18 protein-coding genes are annotated in these 19,069 nt (G+C 68.1%); 8 read left to right on the forward strand and 10 right to left on the reverse strand.

Annotation, left to right across the window (positions count from 1 at the left end):
- Nucleotides 1-2 precede the first annotated feature (2 nt).
- From sufD to FWJ24_RS10430, 4 genes are read left to right on the forward strand one after another with little or no spacing between them, the layout of a single operon-like run.
- Nucleotides 3-1,277 carry a Fe-S cluster assembly protein SufD gene (gene sufD, locus FWJ24_RS10415; protein WP_342788612.1) on the forward strand — a complete coding sequence of 425 codons (1,275 nt, stop codon included), beginning with the start codon at nt 3-5 and terminating at the stop codon, nt 1,275-1,277.
- Nucleotides 1,274-2,497: a cysteine desulfurase gene (locus FWJ24_RS10420; protein ID WP_150287762.1), complete on the forward strand. Its 1,224-nt coding sequence runs from the start codon at nt 1,274-1,276 to the stop codon at nt 2,495-2,497. Before sufD ends, FWJ24_RS10420 begins: the two co-directional genes overlap by 4 nt.
- A 12-nt stretch (nt 2,498-2,509) precedes the next feature.
- Nucleotides 2,510-2,917 (forward strand): SUF system Fe-S cluster assembly protein, encoded by a 408-nt coding sequence (locus tag FWJ24_RS10425; protein WP_150287763.1) that lies wholly within the window; start codon nt 2,510-2,512, stop codon nt 2,915-2,917.
- 5 nt (nt 2,918-2,922) lie between these two features.
- Nucleotides 2,923-3,666, forward strand: coding sequence for a hypothetical protein (locus tag FWJ24_RS10430; protein ID WP_150287764.1), 744 nt, complete (start codon nt 2,923-2,925; stop codon nt 3,664-3,666).
- Here FWJ24_RS10430 and FWJ24_RS10435 read toward each other — a convergent pair whose 3' ends face one another.
- Nucleotides 3,667-4,266, reverse strand: a complete 600-nt coding sequence (locus FWJ24_RS10435; protein WP_150287765.1) for a GNAT family N-acetyltransferase — start codon at nt 4,264-4,266, stop codon at nt 3,667-3,669.
- A gap of 187 nt (nt 4,267-4,453) precedes the next feature.
- Here FWJ24_RS10435 and FWJ24_RS10440 point away from each other — a divergent pair, with 187 nt between their 5' ends.
- Both FWJ24_RS10440 and FWJ24_RS10445 read left to right on the forward strand, forming a co-directional pair.
- Entirely contained in the window at nt 4,454-4,840 is a 387-nt protein-coding gene (locus tag FWJ24_RS10440; RefSeq protein WP_246155652.1) for a HesB/IscA family protein, read from the forward strand.
- Nucleotides 4,841-4,883: 43 nt separating this feature from the next.
- Nucleotides 4,884-5,258, forward strand: coding sequence for a TfoX/Sxy family protein (locus FWJ24_RS10445; RefSeq protein ID WP_281291964.1), 375 nt, complete (start codon nt 4,884-4,886; stop codon nt 5,256-5,258).
- A gap of 32 nt (nt 5,259-5,290) precedes the next feature.
- Here FWJ24_RS10445 and FWJ24_RS10450 read toward each other — a convergent pair whose 3' ends face one another.
- Both FWJ24_RS10450 and FWJ24_RS10455 read right to left on the reverse strand, forming a co-directional pair.
- On the reverse strand, nt 5,291-6,811 hold the full coding sequence (locus FWJ24_RS10450) for a DEAD/DEAH box helicase (RefSeq protein ID WP_150287767.1): 1,521 nt from the start codon (nt 6,809-6,811) through the stop codon (nt 5,291-5,293).
- A 157-nt stretch (nt 6,812-6,968) separates the two neighbouring features.
- Nucleotides 6,969-7,244 (reverse strand): hypothetical protein, encoded by a 276-nt coding sequence (locus FWJ24_RS10455; protein WP_150287768.1) that lies wholly within the window; start codon nt 7,242-7,244, stop codon nt 6,969-6,971.
- A gap of 198 nt (nt 7,245-7,442) precedes the next feature.
- Between FWJ24_RS10455 and FWJ24_RS10460 the strand changes: the two genes are divergently transcribed.
- Entirely contained in the window at nt 7,443-8,039 is a 597-nt protein-coding gene (locus tag FWJ24_RS10460) for a Spy/CpxP family protein refolding chaperone (RefSeq protein ID WP_150287769.1), read from the forward strand.
- A gap of 46 nt (nt 8,040-8,085) precedes the next feature.
- Here FWJ24_RS10460 and FWJ24_RS10465 read toward each other — a convergent pair whose 3' ends face one another.
- From FWJ24_RS10465 to FWJ24_RS10480, 4 genes are all read right to left on the reverse strand, one after another.
- Nucleotides 8,086-9,798, reverse strand: coding sequence for a methyl-accepting chemotaxis protein (locus FWJ24_RS10465; protein ID WP_150287770.1), 1,713 nt, complete (start codon nt 9,796-9,798; stop codon nt 8,086-8,088).
- 190 nt (nt 9,799-9,988) lie between these two features.
- Complete coding sequence (gene parE, locus FWJ24_RS10470) at nt 9,989-12,121, reverse strand: DNA topoisomerase IV subunit B (protein WP_150287771.1); 2,133 nt, start codon at nt 12,119-12,121, stop codon at nt 9,989-9,991.
- A 43-nt stretch (nt 12,122-12,164) separates the two neighbouring features.
- Nucleotides 12,165-13,031 (reverse strand): C40 family peptidase, encoded by an 867-nt coding sequence (locus FWJ24_RS10475; RefSeq protein WP_342788613.1) that lies wholly within the window; start codon nt 13,029-13,031, stop codon nt 12,165-12,167.
- An 84-nt stretch (nt 13,032-13,115) separates the two neighbouring features.
- On the reverse strand, nt 13,116-15,119 hold the full coding sequence (locus tag FWJ24_RS10480; RefSeq protein WP_150287773.1) for a PhoX family protein: 2,004 nt from the start codon (nt 15,117-15,119) through the stop codon (nt 13,116-13,118).
- Between the two features lie 152 nt (nt 15,120-15,271).
- Between FWJ24_RS10480 and FWJ24_RS10485 the strand changes: the two genes are divergently transcribed.
- Nucleotides 15,272-15,493 carry a hypothetical protein gene (locus FWJ24_RS10485; protein ID WP_150287774.1) on the forward strand — a complete coding sequence of 74 codons (222 nt, stop codon included), beginning with the start codon at nt 15,272-15,274 and terminating at the stop codon, nt 15,491-15,493.
- Nucleotides 15,494-15,607: 114 nt separating this feature from the next.
- On the opposite strand, the gene glnA is transcribed toward FWJ24_RS10485, so the two are convergent.
- The 3 genes from glnA to FWJ24_RS10500 all read right to left on the reverse strand — a co-directional run.
- The gene (gene glnA, locus FWJ24_RS10490; protein WP_150287775.1) at nt 15,608-17,017 is read right to left on the reverse strand and encodes a type I glutamate--ammonia ligase; all 1,410 of its coding nucleotides are present in this window, start codon (nt 17,015-17,017) and stop codon (nt 15,608-15,610) included.
- 107 nt (nt 17,018-17,124) lie between these two features.
- Nucleotides 17,125-17,463 (reverse strand): P-II family nitrogen regulator, encoded by a 339-nt coding sequence (locus FWJ24_RS10495; RefSeq protein ID WP_150287776.1) that lies wholly within the window; start codon nt 17,461-17,463, stop codon nt 17,125-17,127.
- A gap of 185 nt (nt 17,464-17,648) precedes the next feature.
- Nucleotides 17,649-19,069: multicopper oxidase family protein (locus tag FWJ24_RS10500; RefSeq protein ID WP_150287777.1), on the reverse strand; the 1,421-nt coding region annotated here is incomplete at its 5' end.

Consider the following 19,069-nt stretch of genomic DNA (forward strand, 5'->3'; position numbering starts at 1 on the left):
CCATGAACGCGACCATCCTTCCCATCCGGACGCCTGCGGAAACGGCGCTCGCGGAGCGCTTCGCCACCGAGCGCGCGCGCCTTCCCGGCGCCGCGGCGGTGCGCGCCGCCGCCTTCGCGCGGTTCGAGAAGACGGGCCTGCCAAGCCGGCGGGTCGAGAGCTGGCATTACACCGATCTGCGGAGCCTGATGCGCGAACTCGCCCCTGCGGCGGGGGAGGCGGCGGTTCCGGCGGCGCTGCCGGAATTCGAGGGGCTCGGGCATCGGCTGGTGCTGGTCAACGGCCGGGCCGGAGCCGGGCCACTTCCGGCGGGGGTGACGGTCGAGCCGCTGGCGACGGCGCTCGCCGCCGGCCGGGTCGCGCTCGGCGCGGCGATGGGCGCGGCCGAGGATACGATCGTCGATCTCAACACCGCCCTGGCGCGGGAGGGGCTCGCGATCCGCATCGCCAGGGGGGCGGAGGCGGCGCTGCATCTCGCCTTCGTGACGGTTGCCGAGACCGCGGTGTCGGTGGCGTCGCGGATCGTCGTGGAGGTCGAGCCGGGCGCCGCGCTCACGCTGGTCGAAACGCATACCGGCCCGGATGGCCTCGCCTGCCAGCAGAATATCGTGGTGGAACTCGCGCTCGGCGCGGGTGCGCGGGTCGAGCATGTCCGCGTCAACGAATCGGGCGATGCGGCGCTGGCGCTGTCGACCCTCGCGGCCACGCTCGCGGCCGGCTCAGCACTCGCCTCGCTCAATGTCTCGACCGGCGGCGCCGTCAGCCGGCATCAGGTCTTCGTTACCTATGCCGGGGAGGGCGCGACGCTCTCCCTGCGCGGCGCGACGATGATCAAGGGCCGTCAGCATTGCGACAACACGCTGGTCGTCGATCACGCGGTGCCGCACGGGGAGAGCCGGGAATTGTTCCGCACCGTCATCGACGACGAGGCACAGGGGGTGTTCCAGGGCAAGATCATCGTCCGGCCCGACGCGCAGAAGACCGACGGGCAGATGGCCTCGAACGCGCTGCTGCTCGGCGACGAGGCCGGCATGGCCAACAAGCCGGAACTGGAGATCTTCGCCGACGATGTCGTCTGCGCCCATGGCGCGACCTGCGGCGCGCTCGACGAGAACCAGCTCTTCTACCTGATGGCGCGCGGCCTGCCGAAGCCGGAAGCCGAGGCGCTGCTCGTCGAGGCCTTCGTCGCGGAGGCGCTCGATCAGGTGCGCCACGAGGGCATCCGCGCCGCGCTGACGGCGAAGATCGGCGCCTTCATGCGGGGGCGGGCGCGATGACGCTCGACCTTGCCCGCATCCGCGCCGATTTTCCGGCATTGTCGCTCGAGCCTTACGGCAAGCCGCTCGTCTATCTCGACAATGCGGCCTCGGCGCAGAAGCCGACGGCCGTTCTCGACCGCATGCGCGCGGCCTACGAGAGCGAATACGCCAATGTCCATCGCGGGCTGCATTACCTCGCCAATGCCGCCACCGAAGCCTACGAGGCCGCCCGCGAGCGCGTGCGCGCCTTCCTCAATGCCGCCTCGACCGACGAGATCCTCTTCACCAAGAACGCGACCGAGGGGCTGAACCTCGTGGCCGCCTCGCTGGGGCGGCATCTCGCGATCGGGGAGGGCGACGAGATCGTGCTCTCGATCCTGGAGCATCATTCCAACATCGTGCCCTGGCATTACTGGCGCGAGCGGCACGGCGCGGTGATCAAGTGGGCGCCGGTCGACGAGGACGGCAATTTCCTGCTCGACGCCTTCGAGCGGCTGCTCACGCCGCGCACGAAGGTCGTCGCGATCACCCAGATGTCGAATGCGCTCGGCACCATCGTTCCCGTCCACGAGGTGATCCGCCTCGCGCATGCGCGCGGTATCCCCGTCGTGGTCGATGGCAGCCAGGGGGCGGTGCATCTCGATGTCGATGTGCGCGCGATGGCGGCGGATTTCTACATCTTCACCGGCCACAAGCTCTACGGCCCCTCCGGAATCGGCGCGGTCTATGGCCGGCGGGACTGGCTCGAACGCCTGCCCCCCTTCCTCGGCGGTGGCGAGATGATCCGCGAGGTCACCGAGGAGGGCGTCACCTATGGCGATCCGCCGCATCGTTTCGAGGCGGGAACGCCGCCAATCGTTCCGGCCATCGGGCTCGGTGCGGCGATCGATTACGTCAACGCCATCGGCAAGGCGGCGATCCGCGCTCATGAGGATCAGCTCGTGGCCTATGCCCATGAGCGGCTCGCGGCGATCAATTCGATCTCGATCCTCGGCCGCGCGCGGGAAAAGGGAGCGATCATCTCGTTCAGCCATCGCAACGCCCATGCCCATGACATCGCGACCGTGATCGACCGGCAGGGGATCGCCGTCCGCGCCGGCACGCATTGCACGATGCCGCTTCTGAAGCGGTTCGGCGTCAATGCTACCTGCCGTGCCAGTTTTGCCCTATATAACACCCGTGACGAGGTGGACCGGCTCGCCGAGGCGCTGATCCGGGCCGATCGTCTCTTCAGTTGAGGATGGAACGTGATGATCGAGGATGCCGGCCGCATCGAAGGCGAAGCGGGAAGCCCGGAGGCACCGCCATCCGCGGTGTCCGGCGCGACGGCGGCGACGCTCTCGCCCGAGGAACTCGACCGCCTGACCGATGACATCATCGCCGCGCTCAAGACCGTCTACGATCCCGAGATCCCGGCCGATATCTACGAACTCGGTCTCATCTACCGGATCGATATCTCCGACGAGCGTTTCATAACCATCGACATGACGCTGACCGCGCCGGGCTGTCCGGTGGCGGGGGAGATGCCGGGCTGGGTCGAGACCGCGGTGCTCGCGGTGCCGGGGGTTTCGGGCTGCCGGGTCAACATGACCTTCGACCCGCCCTGGGACCAGTCGCGCATGTCCGACGAGGCGCGCGTCGCGCTCGACATGTGGTGAGCGCGATGCGCGACCCGTTTGTGATCGTCGCCGTGGTTGCCTTCCTGATCTCCGGACAGGCATCGCTTGCGCAGTCTTCCGGTTGCAGCGGCATTGTCGTTCCGGGTGAGCGATCTATGGCGCCGGTCCGGCTGATGGCTGTCGGGGCGAGCGGCGGACGTGTCCATTTCGTGGAAGAGGCGGGAGCCGGCCGGCAGGGTTGCCCGTCGCCTTCGCCGCAATGCCAGCGGAAGGCCTTCGTGGTGCCCGGAGACCGTGTGCTCGTCGGGGTTCCGGCTGGCGATTACGTCTGCGCAAGCTATATCTCGCCCGATGCACGCCGCTTGAAGGGCCAGTTCGCCGAAACGCACGGCCTGTTGCCGCTCAAGGCGCTCCTTCCGGTCCGGCCAACGGAAGACGATGCGTGGATCGGGATCTGGCAGCGGAGTTCGGAAGCGGAAATCAAGATCAGCCGGGCTGCCTTGGGGCGACTCGCGGTCAAAGGCGAAGCGACGTTCGGCGCGCTGGATGCCGGCCGACGGGCGCGCGGCGCGGTCAATTCCGGCGAACTGGAAGGCGAGGCGCTGCCGGTGGGCGGAGGACTCGCGATCGGCTGGCAATATGTTGATCCGATCGCGCCATTCCCGGAGGGTGCACCAGATTGCCGCGCGCGTCTTCGCCTGTTCGGGCATTATCTTGTTGTCGAAGACAACATGCAATGCGGTGGCGCGAACGTCACCTTCACCGGGATCTATGTCCGTCGGAAATGATCAGCTCCGGTAATGCGCGCCAGCGGCCTGTTTCTCGCCCGTCCGGCCGCGCAGCGCGTCGAAATCGCGCTTGAGGAGCCCGACGATCACGTCGTCGTGCCATTGATCGCCGATCAGCGCCGATTCGCGCTCCAGCCCCTCGCGCACGAAGCCGACGCGCTCATAGGCCCGGATCGCCCGGGTGTTGAAGGCGAGGACCCGGGTCGAGAGCTTGTGCAGGCCGAGCGTGTCGAAGGCGAATTCGGCGATGGCGCGGATCGCCTCGGTGCCAAGCCCCCGGCCGAGCGCGCCGGGATCGAGGATGCCGACGATCAGCCCGGCGCGCTGATCGGCCTCGACGAAATTGTCGAGCAGGATCTCGCCGATGGCACGACCCTGGTGTTCGATCACCCAGGCCGCCGGATGGCTGGCGATGTTCTCGACCCAGGCCTTGGCCTGTTCCTCCGTCAGCGGCTGGAGCGCGCGGATATCGGCGCCGAGCAGCCGGTAGATCTCGGGATCGCGCCCTAGGGCATAGCGATCCGCGATATCGGTGGCGATGGGCTGGCGCAGGGTGAGGTGCTGCGTGCGGAGAACGGGGAGCGGCGAGGGGAGAATCATCTTTTCTGTGCCGGGAGAGCCGGTGCATCTGACGCCGCTCTCGATTTTTTCGCAAGGATCGTTAGGTTATACTCACAGTTCTTGACGAACCCTCGCCGGGCCTTGACCCCGGCGCCAGGAGAACGGAATGACGAGCCTCACCCCCCCGGACAAGCCCGCGGCCCCGGACAACCGCGCGGCCACTGATATGCGCGCGACATCGCCGCGACCGCGCCCCAAGGCCATGACTCTCACCGAAGCCGCCGCCGCGCGCATCCAGGCCGCGATCGTCGCCGCGGACAGGCCCATCGTCGGCATCCGCGTCGGCGTGCGCAATGGCGGCTGCGCCGGCATGTCCTACACGATGGAATATGCCGAGACGCGCAATCCGTTCGACGAGGTGATCGAGGACAAGGGCGTCACGGTGCTGATCGACCCCAAGGCGGTGCTGTTCCTGCTCGGCACCGAGATGGACGTGCGGACCGACAAGTTCGCCTCGACCTTCGTGTTCAACAACCCGAACCAGACCTCTGCCTGCGGCTGCGGCGAGAGCGTCGCCATCACGCCCGTGCCGGTCGAGCAGCTCGACGGTTGAGGGGGAGGGGGCCCTGGCCACCGATCCCGAATGGCTGAAGGACCTGTTCGCGCCGTGCGGCGAGGTGCGGCTCCGGCGGATGTTCTCGGGGCATGGCGTCTATCTCGGCGAGCATTGCATCGCGCTCGCCATCAAGGCCGGCCTCTGCCTGCGCGTTGATGCCGAGAGCCGCGCGGCATTCGAGGCGCTCGGTGCCCGGCCCTTCAGCTATGCCAAGACATCCGGCACCGTGACCGTGCAGGCCTGGTGGCAGGTGCCGGATACGCTGCTTGACGATCCCGATGCACTCGCGCCCTGGGCACGGCTTTCGTTTGAAACCGCGCGGCGGCTGCCGCCCAAACGCCGGCGTGCTGCGCCGCGAAAGCCGGCGGCAGGGGCGCAGCGCGGGCTCCTGGCGGGAGAGGGCGGCGAGGGCTAGCAACGTCGTTCGGCCTCGGCCCCGTCCTCCGGCTATTTGCGGCCGAGTGGCCCGCGCAGCAGGAAATCCGGCACCGCATCGCCGAACCCGACCGGGGTCGGGCCGTCATCGTCCCGGCGCGGCCTGTCCTCCCGGCGCGGCCGCTCTTCCCGGCGCGGGGCATCCTCCCGGCGGGGACGCGCCTCGCGGCGTGGAGGATCGGATTGCTCCGACCGGCCGGGCTTCGCGGCTCGCGGTCCGGCTTCGCCGGCGACGTCGCGGGAGGCGGCCTCGTCGAGGATCTTCTGCTCCTTCGCGGTCCGCACATGCTCGCGGCCTTCGCCGCGCCGCGGGCGGGCCTCGCGTTTCGGCTCGCGCCCGCGCTTGCGCGGCCGCTCCTCCTCATCGCCCGGCTCGCGCGCCGGCAGGCTTGAAAGATCACCCTCCAGCCAGGCGATCTCCTTGCCGATCAGCTTCTCGATCGCGGCCAGGGCCTTCTCGTTGCCGGGGGAGACCAGCGTATAGGCGGTGCCGAGCCGGCCGGCGCGGCCGGTGCGGCCGATGCGGTGGACGTAATCCTCGGCGTGATGCGGAATGTCGAAATTGAAGACATGGCTGACATCGGGAATGTCGAGCCCGCGGGCCGCGACATCCGAGGCGACGAGCAGGGTCAGTTCGTTCTTGCGGAAGGCTTCAAGCGCGTTCATGCGCGCGCGCTGGTCCATGTCGCCGTGCAGCGCGCCGACCGAGAAGCCGTGCCGTTCAAGGCTGCGGTAGAGGTTTGCGACCTCGCTCTTGCGGTTGCAGAAGATGATGCCGTTCTTGAGCGGCCTGTCCTGCGATGTCTGCGCGGCACGGATGAGCCTGCGCAGCGTTTCGCGCTTCTCGTAATCCCGGCCATGGGTGGCGACGAGGCTCTGGGTGATCGTCGAGGCGGTGGAGGAGGGACGCGCGACCTCGATCACCACCGGATTGGTGAGGAACTGGTCGGTGATGCGCTTGATCTCCGGCGGCATCGTCGCGGTAAAGAACAGGGTCTGGCGCGTGAAGGGGCAGAGCGAGGCGATGCGCTCGATATCGGGGATGAAGCCCATATCGAGCATGCGGTCGGCCTCGTCGATGACGAGGATCTCGATGCCGGTCAGCAGCAGCTTGCCGCGCTCGAAATGATCGAGCAGCCGGCCGGGCGTGGCGATCAGCACATCGGCGCCGCGGGTGATCTTGGCATCCTGATCGGCGAAGGAGACCCCGCCGATCAGCAGCGCGACATTGAGCTTCTGGTTCGGGGCGTATTTTGCGAAGGCTTCCTCGACCTGGGCCGCGAGTTCGCGCGTCGGTTCGAGGATCAGGGTGCGCGGCATCCGTGCGCGGGCGCGGCCCTGCTCCAGGATCGAGAGCATCGGCAGGGTGAAGGCGGCGGTCTTGCCGGTGCCGGTCTGGGCGATGCCGAGGACATCCTTGCGCTCAAGGACATGCGGGATCGCCTGCGCCTGGATCGGGGTCGGCTGCGTGTAGCCCGCCGCGGTCACGGCATCGAGCACGCGCTGGGAAAGGCCAAGATCGGAAAAGGACATGCGCACCTGAAAAACGTTGTCGGCGGATCCCGCTGAGCCGGGACCCCTGGCGCCGCGAATGGGCGTCCGGCCTGGCGGTTAAGCGGGAAACGGAACGGGAATGCAACCCGAATCTTGCATCCGGCGCCGAAATTCCGACATCCAGGGATTTTCCGCGCTAGTCCCGGCAGGGATCGGCCGGCCGTCCCGCCGGGCGCGGGATCGAGCCGGTCTGCAATCCGTCGTCGAGCACCGAGCGGGTCACGGTATATTGGCGCGTCCCTTGCGCGGTGGTGGCCGAGATGCGCCCGACCTGATCGGGCGTCACCAGCGTGATGAGCGCGATCACGCCATGTGCTGCGGCGAAGGTCACCGCGACCAGCGCAGCCGACAGGAGAAGGAAGCGCCGCAGCATGACCCCTTCGCCGCCAATCAGCCCGAGAATGGATTTCATCGCCGCCTCCTGCGCATCCGATGCGAATCTGAAGGAAGCGTGAAGCCGCATGGTTAACGTTTTCCTAAAGTGGCGGTGCGGGGGCAATTCCGGCCCCGCCTTGCGCAGGCATGGCGGGAACATGACCAAGCTTTAAGTTGCTTTCGCGCCCGTCATCCCCAAATTCCGGTGCGGGCCGGCGACAAAGGAGATGGAATCATGAGCGAGAAGAAACCGTTCTTCGGCAGCGCCGCGTCGAAATGGCTGATCGCGGGCGCGGCGATCCTGACGATCGGCGTCGGTGCCGGCATGGCCGATTGGGCCCGGCGCGGCGGCGACGGCTATGGCTGGCACGGCCGCGGCATGGGGCCGCGCGGCGCCGGCATCCAGCGCCTCTGCGAGCGCGATCCGCTGCGCTTCGAGGGGGTGGCCCGCGCCTATATCAAGGCCGATCTCGATCTCAATGCCCAGCAGAATGCCGAACTCGACAAGCTTGCCAACGGCCTCGTGCCGGCGCTCAAGGATCTGCGCGACGCGGTGTGCAACGATTTCGCCAATGCCGGGATGAATGCCCCGGCGCCGGAACGGCTCGAGAAATTCGCGGCGCTGCTGCGCAAGGCGGCGGACACCGCCGAGAAGACCGTCGCCCCGGCCAAGAGCTTCTATGCGACGCTCGATGACAAGCAGAAGGCGCGCGTGGAGGAGCTGACGCGCCCGCGGCACCGGATGATGGGGCCGCAGGGGCCCGGCCGCTTCGACGGTCCCAGCGGGCCGGAGGGCGGGCCCGGCGCCGGCCCCGGCTGGCGCTATCGCTGACGCGAACAGGAAGGGCGCCCTCGGGCGCCCTTTTCCATATCTGGCGTCAGGCGGCGCGCACCGCGCGCAGGAACCAGTCGACCTTGTCGCGCATCATCTGGCTCTGGCGCGCCAGTTCCTCGGAGGCGCTGAGCACCTGGCCGGCGGCGATGCCGGTATTGTCCGCCGCCTGATTGACGACCGCGATGCTCTCCGAGGCATGGGCCGTGCCTTGGGCGACCTGCTGCACGTTCTCGGCGATGCCCTGCGTCGCCTGGCTCTGCTCCGTGACGGCGACCGCGATCGAGGCGGCGACCTGATTGATCTCCTCGATCATCCGCGTGATCTCCCCCATGGCCTCGATCGACTCCGCCGAGGCGGCCTGGATCGCCACGACATGCTCGCCGATCACGTCGGTGGCGCGCGTCGTCTGCGCGGCCAGCGCCTTGACCTCGCTCGCGACCACCGCGAAGCCGCGGCCGGCCTCGCCGGCGCGGGCGGCCTCAATGGTGGCGTTGAGCGCGAGAAGGTTGGTCTGGCTCGCGATCGACTTGATCAGGTCGATGACCTCGACAATGCCGCGGCCGGCCTCGTTGAGGCGCGCCACGGTCTCGTCGGTCGCGCGGGCCTTGTCGGCCGCCCGCGCGGCAAAGACCGAGGATTGCTCGGCCTGCCGGCCGATCTCGCCGATCGAGACGGCGAGTTCGTCGCCGGTCGCGGCCAGCGACTGGACGTTCTGCGAGGCCTGATGCGAGGCGGCGGCGACCAGGGTCGATTGCTCGCTCGCGGTCTGCGCCACCTCCATCATGGATTTCGCGGAGGCCTCGAGTTCGGCCGAAGCCGTCGTCACCGATGCGACGACATCCATCGCCGCGGCTTCGAATTCGCCGATCAGGGCCTCGATCCGGCTCGCCCGGGCTTCGCGCGCCTCCTGCTCGGCCTCCGCCGCGCTGCGCAGCCGCTGGCGTTCGAGCCCGGCTTCCTTGAAGGTCTGGAGCGTCCGGGCCATCTCGCCGATCTCGTCGCGGCGGCCGGCGCCGTCGATCGCGATATCGGCCAGGCGCTGCATTCGCGCGGTGCCGGAATCCCGTGCGCCGACGGTTGCCTCCGCCAGGGCCTGCATGGTGCCGACCGAGCGCCGCAGCGGCCTGACGACGCCGAGAATTACATAGGCAATGGTGCCGATGCAGATCAGGGTTGTCAGTGCAGCCAGGCCAAGCAGCGCCAGCTGGGCAAGCTTCGCCTCGTCGCGCGCCTGCTGGACAAGGAATTGCCCGCCTTCAAGCTCCTTGTCGAGCAGGGTGCCGATCGCCTCCGAGGCCGGCTCGATCGTGGGGTAGAGCTCGCGGAGGACGAAGCGGTCGAGCGCGGCCTTGTCGTCCTTTTCGAGGATGCCGGCGAGCTTCTCCGCCGAACGGGTCGCGCGCTGAAGGCGGGTGTCCACATAGCGGATGAGCTGTGCCTTGGCCTCGGCATGCTCCCTGTCGCGGATCGGCCCCCAGGTCCGGGTGATGTCATCGATCGCGTTGCGGACCAGAACCCGCGCTTCGCTGGCGCTTGTGGCACCGTCGCGCGTCTTGTGCGCCATGTCGACAATGTTGGCGGCGAGACGATCCGAGACGAGCTTGAGCCCGCTGAGCTGGCTCACGATTTCGGCATAGAGCGTCTCGACCGCCTGTTTTTCGCGCTCCAGCATCCACCATGAGGAGCCGGCCAGCGCGAGGGTGCAGAGAAACAGGGCCATCAGCGCAGCGAGCATGCGCGCGGAAATCGTCGCCATTGCGAACGCTCCATCCTAGAGCCGGGCCGGATGCCAGCGCCCCTGAGAAACGCATCGCAGCCGCTAATTTCGGGTTAAGGGCGCCCGAATCCGCCTTTCCGGGGCGGAAAATATCCCCGTGGCGCGCGCAAGGCTAGAACCGGCTGCGCCAGTACCACGGATGGTTGCGCGGCGCGCCAATCCGCTGTGTTCAGACGTCGATCAGATCTTCGGCGAAGGCCGCGCGCTCCTGGATGAAGGCGAAGCGCGCCTCGGGCCTGTTGCCCATCAGCCGCTCCACCGAATCATCGGTCGCGGCCTTGTCCTCTGCGAGGACACGGACCTGGAGCAGCGTGCGCTTCGCCGGGTCCATCGTCGTTTCCTTGAGCTGCGCCGGCATCATCTCGCCGAGGCCCTTGAAGCGGCCGATCTCCGGCTTCTTGCCCTTGAACAGCGTCGCGAGCAGGCGCTCCTTGTCGGCATCGTCGCGCGCATAGACGGTCTTGCCGCCATGGGTCAGCCGGTAGAGAGGCGGCACCGCGAGGTAGAGATGGCCGTTCTCGATCAGCTTCGGCATCTGCCGGTAGAAGAAGGTGATGAGCAGCGAGGCGATATGCGCGCCGTCGACATCGGCGTCGGTCATGATGATGACCTTGCCGTAACGCAGGTCCTCCTCGCGGTAATGGCTGCCGGTGCCACAGCCGAGCGCGAGCGTAAGATCGCCGATCTGCTGGTTGGCGGCGAGCTTGTCCCGGCCGGCGCTGGCGACATTGAGGATCTTGCCGCGCAGGGGCAGAACGGCCTGGCTCGCGCGGTCGCGCGCCTGCTTGGCGGAGCCGCCGGCCGAATCGCCCTCGACAATGAACAGTTCCGAGCCCTGCTGGGCGGAGAGCGTGCAATCAGCGAGCTTGCCGGGCAGCCGCAGCTTGCGCACCGCGCTCTTGCGCTGCACGTCCTTCTCGGCGCGGCGGCGCAGCCTGTCCTCGGCACGCTCGACGACAAAATCGAGGAGCTTTCCGGCCTGGCCGGGATTGCCGGCGAGCCAATGGTCGAACGCGTCGCGGATCGCTGCGTCGACGATGCGCGAGGCCTCCGTCGTCGCGAGCTTGTCCTTCGTCTGGCCGACGAATTCCGGCTCGCGGATGAAGACGGAGAGCATCACCGCCGCGCCGGTCATGATGTCATCGGTGGTGATCGCGGCGGCGCGCTTCGCCTGGCCGATGCGCTCGGCGTGATCCTTCAGGCCGCGCAGCAGCGCCACGCGCAGGCCGCTCTCATGCGTGCCGCCCTCGGGGGTGGGGATCGTGTTGCAATAGGAGGAGACCTGCCCGTCATCGTGCAGGAACCACGAGACCGCCCATTCGCAGGCGCCGTGGCCCTGCTTGTCGAGCTTGCCGGCGAACATGCCGTCGATGACGAGCGGTCTGCCCTCGATCTCGCGCGCGAGATAATCGGCGAGGCCGCCGGGGAAGCGGAGCGTCGCGCGTTCCGGGATCTCCGTTCCGGCGACGAGCCCCGCCGCGCAGGACCAGCGGATCTCGACGCCGCCGAACAGATAGGCCTTCGAGCGCGCCATCTTGTAGAGCCGCGCCGGCGAGAACCGCGCCCCGGCGCCGAAGATCTGCGGATCCGGCCGGAAGCGGACCTTCGTGCCGCGCCGGTTGCGCACCGCGCCGAGATGTTCGAGCGGACCGAGCGGCAGCCCGCGCGAGAAGCGCATGCGATAGAGCTGCTGCTCGCGCGCGACCTCGACCTCGACGCTCTCCGACAGCGCGTTGACCACCGAGACGCCGACGCCGTGCAGGCCGCCGGAGGTTTCGTAGACCTTGGAATCGAACTTGCCGCCGGCATGGAGCGTGCACATCACGATTTCCAGCGCGGATTTGGTCGGGAATTTCGGATGCGCGTCGACCGGGATGCCGCGGCCGTTATCCGTGACCGAAAGGAAGCCCTCGGCGTCGAGCTCGATCTCGATGAAGCTCGCATGGCCGGCGACGGCCTCGTCCATCGCATTGTCGATCACTTCGGCGAAGAGATGGTGCAGCGCCTTCTCGTCGGTGCCGCCGATATACATGCCCGGCCGGCGGCGGACGGGTTCGAGCCCTTCCAGCACCTCGATGGCCGAGCCGTCATAACCGCCGGGCCCCGCTGGCGGGGGAGGTGGGGGAGAAGTCGGCGGCGGTGGCGGGGCAGGCGGCACCTTGCCGCCAGTGCCGCCCCTCGAGGCGCCGCCCTCCGCCGCGAGCACGGGGCGCGGACTGGCTTTGGCCTCGCGCACCAGATCCTTGGCGGCCTTTTCGAGCTGGCCGAAAAGATCATGCGCGGGGGAGGGTTTCGAGGCCATGAGGAACCTTTTCGGGGCGCGGACGCTGATTCGGTTCGATCAACTATGCCATAGATCCGTCCGGGGGAAGGCGCCGCCCGGCCTGATCAACAGCCACGGGCGCCGGCGGCACCGCGCGGGGCCGCGCGCCGCCCGGCGGCGCGGCCGGATCGGACCAGACAAGCGCCTTGTAGTCGAAGCCCATCTCGACCGTCGGCTTGACGATGCGGAAGAACGGCGAGGTATCGAAATCGCGCGGCGTATAAAGCGAGGAATCGCGGATATGCAGCACCTCCTCGCGGCGCACGCGGCCGCGTTCGTCTGTCACCATCCGCTTCTCGATGATCGGCAGGATCGGGTAGCGCACCTTCTCGAAGGCGCGGGCGATGAGCGTCGAGCAGATGGCGCGGGTCGGTTCGCCCGAGCCGAGCGCGATCATCCTGCGGCGGAAGCGCGCCGGAACCGGCGGGGTCGGGATCAGGTAGCGCGCGAGATCGAGCACGTTGTGCAGGTCGTATTGCCCGCCGATATGCTTGATTGCGTAGCGGATCACGCGGGCGCGATCCTCCGGCGTCAGCCCCACGGGGCGGCAGATCCGGGTGTTGTGGCTTGCGTATTTCTCGAGCGGCGAGGCGATGATCCCCTGACCCAGCTCGGCCTCGACGAGGGTGAGGGGCCGGCCCTCGGCATCCTTCAGGCCTGCCTCCTCGCCGACGAACAGCGCGGCGTGGCTCCAGGTCGATTGCGTCAGATATTTGATCGCGGCGGCAATCTTGGTCCGACCGCCCTCGACGAGCAGCACATCCGCCGGCTGGATCAGCCGTGCGACGAATTCCGGCCGGCTCGCGGCGTAGGGTTCGTAAGCCGATGTTTCGGCGGTGACCCGCCGCGCGAGCCAATGGCCGATCCGGTCGAGAAGCGCGTCGAACATGCCCATGGCGCGAAGGTGAAAGCAAAACGGGGCCGGATCAACCGGCCCCGCGGCATTTCGACGGGAAATCCCCTCCCGCCCGCGTCAGACGGCGATCTTGCCGCCGCCGCGCCGGGTGATGGCGACGACCGAGGGGCGCGGCGGCACGCCGTCCTTGAAATCGGGCCAGCGGGTCGAGGGATTCTCGAAGGTTGCCGGCTCCTTGGCGCCGTCATCCGCCTCGCCCGGATGCTGGACGGCGACAAAGAAGGTCTCGTCGTCCGGCGTGAAATAGGGGCCGCAGAGTTCGGCGCCGTTGGGGCAGCGGAAGAACAGCTTCGAGGTGCCGCGCGCGGCACCTTCCGTTTCCAGCGCCCAGACGCCATCGGCGCGGCCGGTGGCCGCTAGGGAATTGCCGTCGGTGCCGATCCAGACACGGCCGAGATTATCAACCGCCACCTGATCCGGCATGCCGAACCAGCCGTCCTTCGTCGTGTTGGCATGGAAGGTGGCGCCGACCGAGGCCACGGATGGATCGCCGCATTTCACAAGGATGTTCCAAGCGAATTTCGTCGCGGCATGGTCGCCACCCTCGGGGATCATCTCGATGATATGGCCGAACTTGTTGTCGGGGCGGGGATTGGCGGCATCGACCTGCTCGGGCTTGCGGCGCGAATTGTTGGTCAGCATCAGATAGACCTTGCCGGTCTTCGGATTGACCTCGACATCTTCCGGCCGGTCCATCTTGGTCGCGCCGAGGATGTCGGCCGCGAGCCGGGCATGGATCACCACCGTGCCCTGATCGGGGAAGCCGTTCTCCGCCGTGAGTCCCCCCTGGCCCTGCACCAGCGGCAGCCATTCGCCGGTGCCGTCGGCATTGTATTTCGCGACATAGAGCGTGCCCCGGTCGAGGAGATCGGCGTTCGCGGCGCGGTTCGCGGTATCGACGCGGCCTTCCGTCACGAATTTGTAGACATAATCGAAGCGCTCATCGTCGCCCGAATAGACCACGAAGCGGCCGTCGCGGTTGACGATGTTGCCGGCGCCCTCGTGCTTGAAGCGGCCGAGCGCGGTGCGCTTCTTCGGCACCGAGTTCGGATCGAACGGGTCGATCTCGACCACCCAGCCGAAGCGGTTCACCTCGTTCGGCTCCTTGGCATAGTCGAAGCGGTCGAAATACTGGCCCCAGTTATACCATTCGCCCGGCGCGCCGTAGCGCTTCAGCGCCTTGCCGTGCGGGCCTTCCTCGCCGGCCTTGCGCGACCAGAAATAGCCGTTGAAATTCTCCTCGCAGGTCAGCCAGGTGCCCCAGGGGGTCATGGCGCCGGCGCAATTGTTGAGCATGCCGAGCACGCGCGTGCCGGTCGGGTCGGCCTGGGTCCGCATCAGCGGGTGGCTGGCGGCCGGGCCGGTGATGGTGATCGGCGTCTCGGCGGTGATGCGGCGGGCGTATCGGGAATTCGCCACCACGCCCCATTTGCCGTTCTCGCGCCGCACCTCCAGCACCGAGCCGCCATGCGCCGCCATCTCGATCTCGGCAAGCTCCTTGGTCATGCCGGCGAAGCGGGCCTTGCCGTCCTGCCGGCCGATGGCGGGGAACATCAGTTCCTCGTTGGTGTATTCGTGGTTCACGACCAGCAGGCCGTGATCGGCGCGGCCGTCGATCGGCGCGAAGCCGAGGAAATCGTTGTTGTAGCCGAACTGCTTCGCCTGCGCGGCGGCGCTCTGCTTCAGCGGGTCGAAAGCCGGCGCCCCCGGCAGGACGGGGTCGCCCCAGCGGATGAGGATATCGGCGTCATAGCCCTCGGCGATATGATGCCTCTCGTCGGAGCCGGCAGCGATCTCCTTGAAATTGAAGGAGGGCGTGGTGTTCGGCGGGGTCTGCGCCCGCGCCTGCTCGGCCACGGTCAGCGCAATCGGCGAGACGGTCGCGCCGATCACCGCGCAGCCGAGCAGCCCCTTCAGCAGGTCGCGGCGGCCCATGCGCTCGGCGATCACGTCGCCGAGGGTCGGGTTGGCGCTGGCATTGGACCCCAGATCCTCGGCTTCCTCGAACTGCACCGAGATCGGCTGCCCGGCATCGCGCAGGGGGCTGTCGTTTCGAATCATGGCATGCTCCTTTGACCTGGAACGCAAGGTCTGATGTTTGGAACAATTCCATGACAAACGCATCACGGCCCGGCGGATCCGTTAAGGCGGAATTCACCATGCCCGCGGCATTGTGCAATGATCCAGTCCAGTCGCTTCGCCGAGGGAACATCATGCCGCCGCGTCTCAAGACCCTCGAATCCCACGCGAATGCCGCCGGCGGGGCCTTTGCCTTCGCGGAGAGCGATTTCGAGATCCGCTATCACCCGCCGGCGCGGCCGGGGCGCACGGCGATGCTGCTCGTCGCGCTTGCCGGCATGTTCGGCGTGCTCGCGCATCATCTCGGCTGGACGAGCCTCGTCGCGACGCTGTCCGGCTGGCGTGCCGGCGCCTGAAGGCGCTGCGTTCCGCGCATAACCGGCTTCCGCGCACAAAAAAGGGCGCCTGCAAGGGCGCCCTTTCCGGTTCGGGCCGGAACGCCGGCAAGCCCGCGTCCCGGCGGCCAAGCTTCAGCAGCTGTAATACATCGCGAATTCGACCGGATGCGGGGTCATGCGGTAGCGGTCGGCTTCCTGCATCTTCAGTTCGATATAGCTGTCGATGAAATCGTCCGAGAACACGCCGCCGGCCTTGAGGAAGGCGCGGTCCTTGTCCAGCGCCGCGAGCGCCTCGTTGAGCGAGCCGCAGACGGTGGGGATCTTCTTCAATTCGCGCGGCGGCAGGTCGTAGAGGTCCTTGTCCATCGCCGCGCCGGGATCGATCTTGTTGGCGATGCCGTCGAGGCCCGCCATCAGCATCGCCGCGAAGGCGAGATAGGGGTTCGCGGTCGGATCGGGGAAGCGGACCTCGACGCGCTTTGCCTTCGGCGAATTCGTCCACGGAATGCGGCAGGAGGCCGAGCGGTTGCGTGCCGAATAGGCGAGCAGAACCGGCGCCTCATAGCCGGGGACGAGACGCTTGTAGGAGTTCGTCGACGGGTTGGTGAAGGCGTTCAGCGCCTTGGCGTGCTTGATGATGCCGCCGATATAGTAGAGGCAGGTCTGCGAGAGCCCGGCATACTTGTCGCCGGCGAACATCGGCTTGCCGCCCTTCCAGATCGACTGGTGCACATGCATGCCCGAGCCGTTGTCGCCGAAGACCGGCTTGGGCATGAACGTGGCCGTCTTCCCGTAGGACTGGGCAACATTGTGGATGCAGTACTTGTAGATCTGCATCTGGTCGGCCATCGTGACCAGCGTGTTGAACTTCACGCCGAGTTCATGCTGGGCCGAGGCGACCTCGTGGTGGTGCTTCTCGACCGAGACGCCCATCGAGGCCATGGCCGCGAGCATCTCGCCGCGCATGTCCTGCGCCGAATCCTGCGGCGGAACCGGGAAATAGCCGCCCTTGGTGGCGATGCGGTGGCCGAGATTGCCGCCCTCGTAATCCGCGCCCGAGTTGATCGGCAGCTCGACCGAATCGAGCTTGAAACCGGTATTGTAGGGGTCGGCCGAGTATTTCACGTCGTCGAAGATGAAGAACTCGGCCTCGGGGCCGAAAAAGGCGGTGTCGCCGACGCCCGAGGCGGCCATGAACATCTCGGCGCGCTTGGCGATGCCGCGCGGGCAGCGATTGTAGGGCTCGCCGGTGGCGGGCTCGAGCACATCGCAGTTGATCGACAGCGTCGAGGCCGCGAAGAACGGGTCGAGCACGGCCGAGGCCGGATCCGGCCTCAGCAGCATGTCCGATTCATTGATCGCCTTCCAGCCGGCGATCGACGAGCCGTCGAACATGATGCCGTCCTCGATCGCTTCCTCATCGACGATCGCGATATCGAACGTGACGTGCTGCCATTTGCCGCGCGGATCGGTGAAGCGGAAATCGACGTATTTCACGTCGTTCTCCTTGATGAACTTCAAGACATCCTTTGCCGTCTTCATGCGCGTCGCGTCCTTCATTGTTCGACGTTGCTGATCCTGTTCGGGAACCCCGTTGCACCCGCCCGTGCCCCGGCGGGGGCCCGCGCTTCGCGAGCCTCGGCCGGGCCTCAGATGGCGTCCGCCCCCGTCTCGCCGGTCCGGATGCGGACCGCCTGTTCGATGGAGGAAACAAAAATCTTGCCATCGCCGATCCGCCCGGTCTGGGCCGCGCCCTTGATCGCGTCGATGGCCTCGGCGACGAGCCCGTCCTGGAGCACAACCTCGATCTTCACTTTCGGCAGGAAATCAACGACATATTCCGCGCCGCGATAGAGCTCGGTATGGCCCTTCTGGCGCCCGAAACCCTTGGCCTCGATGACGGTGATGCCCTGCACGCCGATTCCCTGCAGCGCCTCCTTCACCTCGTCGAGCTTGAACGGCTTGATGATCGCCTCGATCTTCTTCATGGGCGGCGCCTTTCCTTCGGCCGGCGGGTCTTTCGTCAAACTCCCTTCACGAAACCGCGCGCATCGTCAATAGCCGGGTGAAGCTCCGCGCGCGGGGCCGCCCGGCAAACGCGCGCACCGCATAACGTGTTGCCAGAATGCTGAAATTATAGCCATCAAGGCGCAAAAATACACAGCGCAGTTGTTCAGCGCACCTCGATCCAGCTCGCGACACCGGCCGCGAAATGCTCGGCGATCGTCGAGCGGATCGCCCAGCGGCCGGGATTGTCGGCGATGAAGGCGATGCGCGCGGTCGTGCCGGGCGCGAGATAGAGCGTGTCGAGGAAATAGGGCTCCCAGCCGTCGTCGAACGGGTGCAGCAGCCGGAAGGCATGGCCGTGCACGGCGATCACCTGCGGCCAGAATGTGCGGTTGACGAGCGCCAGCACGATGACCGCGCCGCGCCGCGCGCTCAGCAGGGGCCGGCCAGAAAAGCCGCCCGGCGCGCCGTTGATCGTGAAGATCCGCGCCGGATCGGGGAAGCGCGCGGCGAGCGCCGCAGGCTCCGCCTCCGCCGGCTCGCGCGGGGCGCCGCCCGCGATCACGCATTCGGCGCGCATCGCGTCCTGGAGGCGGATCGCCGGCGGCAGGCCGGGATCGGGCAGGGGGGCCAGCGTCGCGGGCGGTGGCAGGGGAGCGCCCTCGGTCGTCAGGCGGAGGATCGGCAGCCCTTCGCCGAGCCGCGCCTCGATGGCGCCGCTCTGGCCGGCGCTGCGCGGCGCGTCGATGACGAGCTCGATCCGGGTGCCGGGTGAGAGCGTCACGGTGCGCTTCAACGGGTCGAAGGGCTGGCAGGGGGTGGAATCGATGGCGTAGACTTGGGCCGGAAAGCCCGAGACGCGCAGCGGGATCACCCGGGCATTGGCGGTGTTGATCATGCGCACCCGCAGCCGCGCGCCGGGCCGGACCGCCAGCGCGGATGGCGCCGGCGCGCCGTTCGCCACGAGCCGGTTGCCGAGACGGCCGATCCGCGCCGCGTCGCGCCGGTCGTTGAAATCGCCCGCGAGCCGGCCCTTCTCGTCGAGGCGCCAATCGGATACAGCGAGCACGAGATCGTGGTCGAAGGCCGGTGCCGGGCTCTCCTCGACGATCAGCGCCGCGCCGAGGCCGCGCGCGTTCTGCTCGGCGACATGCGGCGCCAGCACGGGCTGGATCAGGAAGGTGCCGCTCTGGCGGGCCCGGAAGGCGATCTCGGCCCCGGCTCCCGGCGCGAGCGGCGCGCCGGCGAGGTCGGTCACGGGATCGGCGGCGTTCGGGCCGCGCAGCCCGCGGATATGGAAGCCCGTCGGCTGGCCGAGACCGTTCTCGACCGCGAGCGTCACCTCCTCGCCGAGCCGGACGCGTAGGACCGGGAAGCCGCCATCGCCGATGACGGCGCCGGCCTCGTCGAGCGGGGCAAGGCGCAGCAGGGGTGAGGGCTCCGCATCGGGGCCGCCGAGCCGCCCCTCGGCGGGCATCGCGCGGAGGCGCAGACGGCGCGGCGGCGCGGCAGGCGCCGGCTGGGCGCGGGCAGCGGAGGGCGGGGCGATGCCGCCGGCCAGCAGCGCGGCGAGCCCCGCCAGCGCCG

It is taken from the genome of Rhabdaerophilum calidifontis (assembly GCF_008641065.1).
Lineage (GTDB): Bacteria > Pseudomonadota > Alphaproteobacteria > Rhizobiales > Beijerinckiaceae > Rhabdaerophilum > Rhabdaerophilum calidifontis.